The 9,150-nt window shown below is 70.7% G+C and carries 2 protein-coding genes; both read left to right on the forward strand.

Features of this window, described 5'->3' with window-relative positions; translation table 11 throughout:
• Window positions 1-7,503 (forward strand): SDR family NAD(P)-dependent oxidoreductase (locus ACWF79_RS34415; protein ID WP_453732115.1); only part of this gene is annotated, 7,503 nt, incomplete at its 5' end.
• 67 nt (window positions 7,504-7,570) lie between these two features.
• Window positions 7,571-9,150: type I polyketide synthase (locus tag ACWF79_RS34420; protein ID WP_453732116.1), on the forward strand; the 1,580-nt coding region annotated here is incomplete at its 3' end.

The following is a 9,150-nucleotide window of genomic DNA, read 5'->3' on the forward strand; positions in this document are numbered from 1 at the left end:
ACGAACGAGGGCGAACTCTTCGCCGAAGTCGCCCTCGCCGACGAACAGCGCACCGAGGCGGGCGTCTTCAGCCTCCACCCCGTGCTGCTCGACTCCGCCTTGCACGCACTTCTGCCGGGTGTCGTGGACGAGAGCAGGGACGCTGCTCTGCCGTTCACGTGGTCGGGCGTGAGCGTGCACGCGGTGGGCGCCTCGATGCTGCGCGTACGCCTGATCCAGACGGGCCCCGAATCGGTGGCCCTGGACCTCGCCGATGCCACCGGCGCACCGGTCGCCACCGTCGCATCCATGGCCTACCGGCCCTTGTCCAAGGACGCTCTCCGCACAGCTGGTGCTGGCGCCCGTGACGGCCTGTACCGGGTGGGGTGGTCCAGCATTCCGGAGCCGGCCAACCCTGTCGAAGGTTTCGACTGGGCAGTACTGGGCGACGGCCTGTCGCTGGGGGGCCAGGCGTACTCGGACCTGAGGAGTCTGGTCGCGGCGATAAATGCCGGGACGGCCGTTCCGCCCGCCGTCGTGGTCCCGCTCGTGTCGAAGTCGAAGTTGGAGTCGAAGTCGGTGTCGGGGTCGGTGCCTGGTGAGGTACCTGTCGCGGCCCACGCGGCCTTGCGTGAACTCTTGGAGTTGGTGCAGGGCTGGTTGGCGGAGGAACGGTTCGCCGACTCCCGGCTGGTCGTCGTGACAGCAGGCGCCGTTGCAGCCGGCGCCGACGAAGACGTAACAGACCTGGCCCACGCGGGCGTATGGGGCCTGCTGCGCGCCGCCCAGACCGAACACCCCGACCGCATCACCCTCCTCGACACCGACACCGACACCACCGACCGCACCGACGCGGACGCGCTGCCGCGCTGGGTCGCGGCCGCCCTCGCCTCCGGCGAGCCGCAGCTCGCGGTCCGGTCAGGTGAACTGCGCGTACCCCGCCTCACCCGAGCGCTCCAGAGCACCACCGACCCGGTGAGCGAGCAGCCGCGCTGGGCCGAAGGCACCGTCCTGATCACCGGAGCGACCGGCGCACTCGGCCGCGTACTCGCACGTCACCTGGTCACCGAACACGGCGCACGCCATCTCCTGCTCCTCAGCCGACGAGGCCCCGACGCCCCCGGCGCAACCGAACTCCGCGACGAACTCACCGCACTGGGCGCCGCCAACGTGGACGTCGTCGCCTGCGACGCCGCAGACCGCGAGGCGCTCGGCCGGGTCGTGCGGGAGATACCCGCAGACCGCCCGCTGACCGCCGTCATCCACACCGCGGGTGTCCTCCATGACGCCCTCCTCACCTCCCTCACGCCAGAGCACCTGGAGCGGGTACTCCAGGCAAAGGTCGACGCGGCGTGGAACCTGCACGACCTCACCCGCGAGCACGACCTCTCCGCCTTCGTCCTCTACTCCTCTCTCGCCGGCCTCCTCGGCACGGCAGGCCAGGCGAACTACGCGGCCGGCAACACCTTCCTCGACGCCCTCGCCCAACACCGCCGCGCCCAAGGCCTCCCCGCCACCTCCCTCGCATGGGGCCTGTGGGAAGAGACCAGCGACATCACCGGCGGACTGGCAGACGTCGACCTCAAGCGCATGGCACGCGCAGGCCTGCGCCCGCTCAGCTCCACCCACGCCATGGAGCTGTTCGACGCCGCACACACCACGGGCGACGCGGTACTCGCCGCAACCGGCATCGACACCGCAGCCCTGCGCGCCCAGGCCGGAGGCCCGCTGCCTCTGTTCCGGGGCCTGGTGCCCGTAGCGCCTCGCCGCGCCGGAACCGCTGCCGGTACCGGTACGGACGGTGGCTCGTCGCCGGCAGACCGGCTGGCAGGACTGTCCACCACGGAGCGGGAGAAGGCGCTCGTAGACCTCGTACGCACGCACGTGGCATCGGTCCTCGGCCACGCCGATCACACCGCCATCGACGCCGACCGGGCCTTCCAGGAACTCGGCTTCGACTCCCTCACCGCCGTCGAACTCCGCAACCAGCTCAACACCTCCACCGGCCTCCGCCTGCCCACCACCCTCGTCTTCGACTACCCCACACCCGCCGCACTCGCCGGCCACCTCGGCCAGGAAATCGCCGGCACGGCGACGGCCAAGGCGATCGTCGAAACGAAGACGACGTCGACCGACGAACCGATCGCCATCGTCGGCATGGCGTGCCGCTACCCCGGCGGGGTGGCATCGCCGGAAGACCTGTGGCGGCTCGTCGCCGAAGGCACCGACGCCATCACCGAGTTCCCGACCAACCGCGGATGGGACCTGGAAGGCATCTACGATCCGGACCCCGAGCGGGTCGGCACGTCGTACGCGCGTGAGGGCGGTTTCCTGCACGACGCCGACCAGTTCGACCCGGAGTTCTTCGGGATGTCGCCGCGCGAGGCGACCGCGACCGACCCGCAGCAGCGACTCCTGCTCGAAACCGCATGGGAGACGTTCGAGAACGCAGGGGTACTTCCGTCCGCTCTGCGTGGCAGCCGCACGGGCGTGTTCACGGGCGTGATGTACCACGACTACGGCTCGCGCGTGCAGTCCATCCCCCAGGAGCTCGAAGGCTTCCTGGCCAGCGGAAACGCGGGCAGTGTGGCCTCGGGCCGCCTGTCCTACACCTTCGGCCTCGAAGGCCCGGCCGTCACGGTCGACACAGCCTGCTCGTCCTCCCTGGTCGCTCTCCACATGGCGGCGAACGCGCTCCGCAGCGGCGAGTGCGACCTCGCGCTCGCAGGCGGTGTGACCGTCATGTCGACGCCGCTCTCCTTCGTGGAGTTCTCGCGGCAGCGCGGCCTGGCTCCGGACGGTCGGTGCAAGCCGTTCGCGGCCGGCGCCGACGGCACCGGCTGGTCGGAAGGAGTCGGCCTGCTCCTGGTGGAGCGCCTCTCCGACGCCCGGAAGCACGGTCACAAGGTCCTGGCCGTCGTACGCGGATCGGCGGTGAACCAGGACGGCGCCTCCAACGGCCTCACCGCCCCGAACGGCCCCTCCCAGGAGCGTGTCATCCGCCAGGCCCTGGCCAACTCCGGCCTGAGCGCAGCTGACGTGGACGCCGTCGAAGCCCACGGCACCGGCACCCGCCTGGGTGACCCGATCGAGGCACAGGCGCTGCTGGCGACGTACGGCCAGGAGCGACCGGACGAGCGGCCCCTGTACCTGGGCTCGCTGAAGTCCAACATCGGCCACACCCAGGCAGCCGCAGGCGTCGGAAGCATCATCAAGATGGTGCAGGCGATGCGGCACGGCATGCTGCCGAAGACCCTGCACGTGGACGAGCCGACGGGACACGTCGACTGGTCCGCAGGCGAGGTCGAGCTGCTCACCGATTCCCGCGCATGGCAGGCCGACGGCCGCGTCCGACGCGCGGGCATCTCCTCCTTCGGCATCAGCGGCACCAACGCCCACGTGATCATCGAAGAGCCGGAGGAAATCCCCGAGGAGGCCACGAACACGGCTCCGACCGTCCCTCCGGTGGTGCCGTGGGTGCTGTCGGCCAAGACGCCGGCAGCGCTTGAGGCTCAGGCGGGCCGACTGCTGGAGTACGCCGAGACCACCGCCTCCGACCCGGTGGACGTGGCCTGGACGCTGGCGACGGGGCGCGCGGTGCTGGACCACCGCGCCGTGATCACCGGCCGGGACCGCGACCAGCTCCTCACCGGCCTGCGGGCGCTCGCCAGCGGCCAGACCGGCCCCGGCGTAGTCCGGGGCGCCCGGACGGGCGGAAAGACAGCGTTCGTCTTCACCGGCCAGGGCGCCCAGCGGATCAACATGGGCCTGGAACTCTACGAAGCCTTCCCCGCCTACGCCGCCGCCTTCGACGAGGTCACAGCCGCGCTCGACGCGCATCTGGACCGGCCTCTGCGCGACGTCATCGCCTCAGGCGCAGGGCTGGACGACACCGGCTGGACGCAGCCCGCGCTCTTCGCCACTGAAGTCGCCCTCTACCGCCTCGTCTCCTCCTGGGGCATCACGGCCGACCTGGTGGCCGGCCACTCCATCGGCGAACTGACCGCCGCCCACGTCGCCGGCATCCTGAACCTGAGCGACGCAGCGCAACTGGTCACGGCCAGGGCCCGGCTCATGCAGGCCCTGCCTACGGGCGGAGCCATGACCGCCGTGGAAGCAACCGAAGACGAGATCACCGCTCTCCTGACCGAGCGGGTGGCAATCGCGGCCATCAACAGCCCCACGTCCGTAGTCATTTCCGGCGACGAGGACGCCGTCCAGAACATCGCTGCCACGATGGAACAGCAGGGCCGGAAGACAAAGCGCCTCACCGTCTCCCACGCCTTCCACTCCCCCCACATCGACCCGATGCTCGACGAGTTCCACACCATCGCAGCCCAACTCACCTACAACGAACCCCACATATCCGTGGTGTCGACGCTCACCGGCCAGCTCGCGGAAGGCCACGACCTCCGCACCGCCCTGTACTGGACCGACCAGGTCCGAGGAGCCGTCCGCTTCTCCGACGCCACGACGGCCCTAACGGGTCTCGGCGCCACGACCATCGTCGAAGCCGGACCCGACGGAGTCCTCTCCGCCATGGTCCAGAACACCACCGACCAGGCCACGACCGTGCCGCTCCTGCGGCGCGACCGCCCGGAACCGGACACACTCGTCGCGACCCTCGCCCAGCTCCACACCCAGGGAAACACCCCCGTGGACTGGCAGACCTACCTGGCCCGATCCGGCGCCAGGCACGCTGACATCCCCACCTACGCCTTCCAGCACGAGCGCTACTGGCTCGAATCGACCCACACCACAACCGACGCGACCGGCCTCGGACTGACCGACACCGGCCACCCCCTCCTCGGAGCCACCGCCACCCTGGCAGGGTCCGACGAAACCCTCTTCACCAGCCATCTCTCCCTCCACACCCACCCCTGGCTGACCGACCACGCCGTCGACGGCACGGCGGTCCTCTCCGGCGCGGCACTGGTGGAACTGGCGATCCGGGCCGGTGACGAGGTGGACGCGACGGTGCTCGACGAACTCGTGCTCGCGGCGCCCCTCACCATCCCGGCCCACGGCGGCGTCCAACTCCAGGTCCGCGTCGGCGCCCCCGACGCGACGAACCGCCGCTCCCTCACCGTCCACGCCCGACCCGACGACACGACCGACGCCCCGTGGACCCTCCACGCCCAGGGCCACATCAGCTTGGGTGACACGGCTGATACTGCCTGGACCACTCCGGACGAAGTCACGGGGAATGCATCGCAGTTGATCACTCTGGCGCAGGGCCATGCGGCCGACGCCGAGCGGTTCGGCCTGCATCCGACACTGTTGGAAGCGGCGCTAGCCGAACTCGAACTCACCGAACAGGAGGGATCCGTCTGGGTCGCAGCCTCCTGGCAGGGCGTACGCCTGCACGCCACCGGCGCCACAGCCGTACAAGCCCACATCACCCCCATCGGAGCCGACACCAGGGGCACCACAGACACCACGGAGACCACCTTCTCCGTCCTGCTCACCGACCAGGCCGGCCAGCCCGTCCTGACCATCGATTCCCTCACCTACCAGCCCACCCCCGTGGAGGAGTTCGCCGCGAGCGCTTCGGGCAGCGCAGCCCTCGACCTGTTCGAGGTCCGATGGCTCCCGACCGTTCTGCCGCAGCCGGCCAAGCCGCCCACCTGGGGTGTCCTGAGCTACGACGACGCCCCCCAGCAGGCCGCCTACGCACGCGCCGAGCACTACGCGGACGTCGAAGCCGTCGCCAAGGCCATCGAAACGGGCACCGAACTCGACGCCGTTCTGCTCCCCTGGATCCCGTCCGCAAGCGACGCGGACCTCGCGTCCCGGATCCAGCGCACTCAGGCCCTGGTGCAGGAGTGGCTGGCGGACGAGCGCCTGGCTCGGACCCGGCTGCTCGTACTCACCAACGGCGCCACATCCGCCCCCCACACCGACACCGCCGTCACAGACCTCGCAGGCAGCGTCGTATGGGGACTCCTGCGCTCGGCCCAGTCGGCAAACCCCGACCGATTCGTCCTCGCGGACCTCGACGACGACGCCGCCTCACTGCAGGCGCTGTTCGGGCTGACCGACGGACAGGAGGGTCAGGCCGCCATCCGCGAGGGGAAGGTCTTCGTCCCCCGCCTGCAGCGCCTCACAGAGCGCAAGCCCGAGACGGGATCCGCCACCCGCACGACTGCCTCCTGGAGGGCCGACGCCGACGGAACCGTCCTCATCACCGGCGGCACCAGTCCCGTAGGCGCCTTCTTCGCCCGCCACCTCGTCACCCACCACGACGCCAAGCACCTCCTCCTCACCAGCCGCAGCGGCCCCGACGCCCCCGGCGCCACCCAACTCCGCGACGAACTCACCGCCCTCGGCGCCACCCACGTCACCATCGCCGCCGTCGACACCACCGACCCCGAAGCCCTCGCCACCGCACTCGACGCCATCCCCACCAACCACCCCCTCACCGCCGTCATCCACCAGGACATGCAGGAGCAGCACGAGCAGCAGGGACAGCAACAGCTCGAAGCAGCGCGCCACCTCCACGAGCTCACCCGCGAGAGCACCACGGTCTCCGAATTCGTCCTCCTCTCCACCCTCGCCGACGCCATCGCCGACGGCGGCAGCGCCGACGGCTCCAGCTACGCCCTCGCCAACGGGTACATGGAAGCCCTGGCCGGACAACGCGCCGCGCAGGGCCTGCCCGCAACCTCCATCGCCTGGGGCCCGTGGGACAGCACCGGCAGCAGCACCGACGACATCGACGGCACCGACAGCACGCACGCGACTGCGGCCGACGGTTTCCGTCCGGTGTCAGAGGCTGACGGTACGGTCCTGTTCGAGGCCGCTCTCGGCGCCCGGCGCACGGCGGTGGTGGCCGTGCCGCTGGACCTGGCGGCGGTACGCGGTCGGAGCCGTACGCCCGAGCTGCTGCGCGGGCTCGTCGCAGGCACCGGGGGGCGCCGCCGGCACGCGGCGCAGTCCGGCACCGGCGGTATCGGTGCCGGTGCCCCGGCCGCGCTGGTGCAGCGGCTGGCCGGTCTCTCCGACGAGGAGCGCCAGGCCCACGTGCTGGAAGCGGTCCGCACGGAGGTGGCGTTCGTCCTCGGGCACGCCGACAGTGGGGCGATCGAGCCGGACCGGGCGTTCCAGGAGCTCGGCTTCGACTCCCTCACCGCCGTCGAACTCCGCAACCGCCTCAACGCGATGGCGGGGACCCGGCTGCCGGCCACGCTCGTCTTCGACCACCCGACACCGGCCGCCCTCGCCGACTACGTACTGAAGCGTGTCGTGCCCGACGAGGTGGCCCAGCAGCCGGTCCTCGCGGAGCTGGCGCAGCTGGAGGCCGTGGTCACCGGGCTCTCCGCACCTTCGTGGGGCGACCTGGACCACGCTGCCATCGCCGTACGCCTGCAGACGCTCCTGGCGAAGGTCCAGGAGACGCAGGAGGCGGGTCGCGCAGCGACAACGGCAGCGGAGGGCGCGGACAACGCGGAAAGCAGGATCGCGTCGGCGACCGCGGACGAGATCTTCGCCCTCATCGACTCGGAATTCGGTACCTCCCAGTGATCACCCTCATCACGCGGCGACGCACCCATCTCGACTCTCGACCCTCCAAGGAGAACTGAGGCTCCGCATGTCCACTCCCAATGAAGAGAAGATGCTCGAGTACCTCAAGAGGGTGACCGCCGATCTGCAGAAAGCGCGTCAGCGTGTCACGGAACTTGAGGCCGGCAAGGAGGAACCGGTCGCGATCGTCGGCATGGCCTGCCGGTTCCCGGGCGGGGTTTCCTCGCCCGAGGGTCTGTGGCAGCTCGTCGTCGACGAGGTCGACGCCATCACGGAACTGCCCACCAACCGTGGTTGGGACGTCGAGAAGCTGTACGACCCGGACCCCGACAAGCCCGGTACGTCGTACAGCCGCGAGGCCGGGTTCCTCGACGGCGCCGACCTCTTCGACGCGGGCTTCTTCGGGATCTCGCCGCGCGAGGCGCTCGCGATGGACCCGCAGCAGCGGCTCCTGCTGGAGACGGCGTGGGAGACCTTGGAGAACGCGGGTATCGACCCCGACTCCTTGAGGGGCAGCCGTACGGGCGTCTTCGCGGGCGTCGTGGAGCAGAGCTATCTCGGGCTCGACGGCCCCGAGGAGTTCGAGGGCTACCTCATGACCAGCAAGCTCGGCAGCGTCGCCTCGGGCCGGGTCTCCTACTCGTTCGGGTTCGAGGGACCGGCGGTGTCGATCGACACGGCCTGCTCGTCGTCGCTGGTGGCCATGCACCTGGCCGTACAGTCGATCCGGCAGGGCGAGTCGACGCTGGCCCTGGCGGGCGGTGTGACCGTGTCCGGGTCGCCGTCCGGCCTGGTCGACTTCGCGCGGCAGCGTGGACTCGCCGCCGACGGCCGCTGCAAGTCCTTCGCGGCCGGCGCCGACGGAACGAGCTGGTCGGAGGGTGTCGGCCTCGTTCTGCTGGAGCGGTTGTCGGACGCCCGCAAGAACGGTCACAAGGTCCTGGCCGTCGTACGCGGATCGGCGGTGAACCAGGACGGCGCCTCGAACGGCCTCACCGCGCCGAACGGCCCCTCCCAGGAGCGTGTCATCCGCCAGGCCCTGGCCAACGCGCGGCTGACCGTGGCCGACGTGGACGTCGTCGAGGCCCACGGCACCGGCACCCGGCTGGGTGACCCGATCGAGGCGCAGGCGTTGCTGGCGACGTATGGCCAGGGGCGGCCCGAGGGCCGTCCGCTGTACTTGGGCTCGCTGAAGTCGAACATCGGGCACTCCGTCGCCGCCGCCGGTGTCGGCGGTGTGATCAAGATGGTGCAGGCGATGCGGCACGGCATGCTGCCGAAGACGCTGCACGTCGACGAGCCGACGCCCTTCGTGGAGTGGGAGTCGGGCGACGTCGAGCTTCTGACGGAGGCCAGGCCCTGGCCCGGGAGCGGCGGCATACGCCGAGCCGGCATATCGGCGTTCGGCGTCAGCGGCACCAACGCCCACGTGATCATCGAGGAGGTCGCGGAGGAGACCGTGGCTCCGGCCTCTGACCCAGTGGCTCCGGTGGTCCCGGTGCCGGTGGTGCCGTGGGTGCTGTCGGCCAAGACGCCGGCAGCGCTTGAGGCTCAGGCGGGCCGACTGCTGGAGTACGCCGAGACCACCGCCACAAACCCCGTGGACGTGGCCTGGACACTGGCGACGGGGCGTGCGGTGCTGGACCA

The sequence above is a fragment of the Streptomyces sp. NPDC054975 genome, from assembly GCF_053609105.1.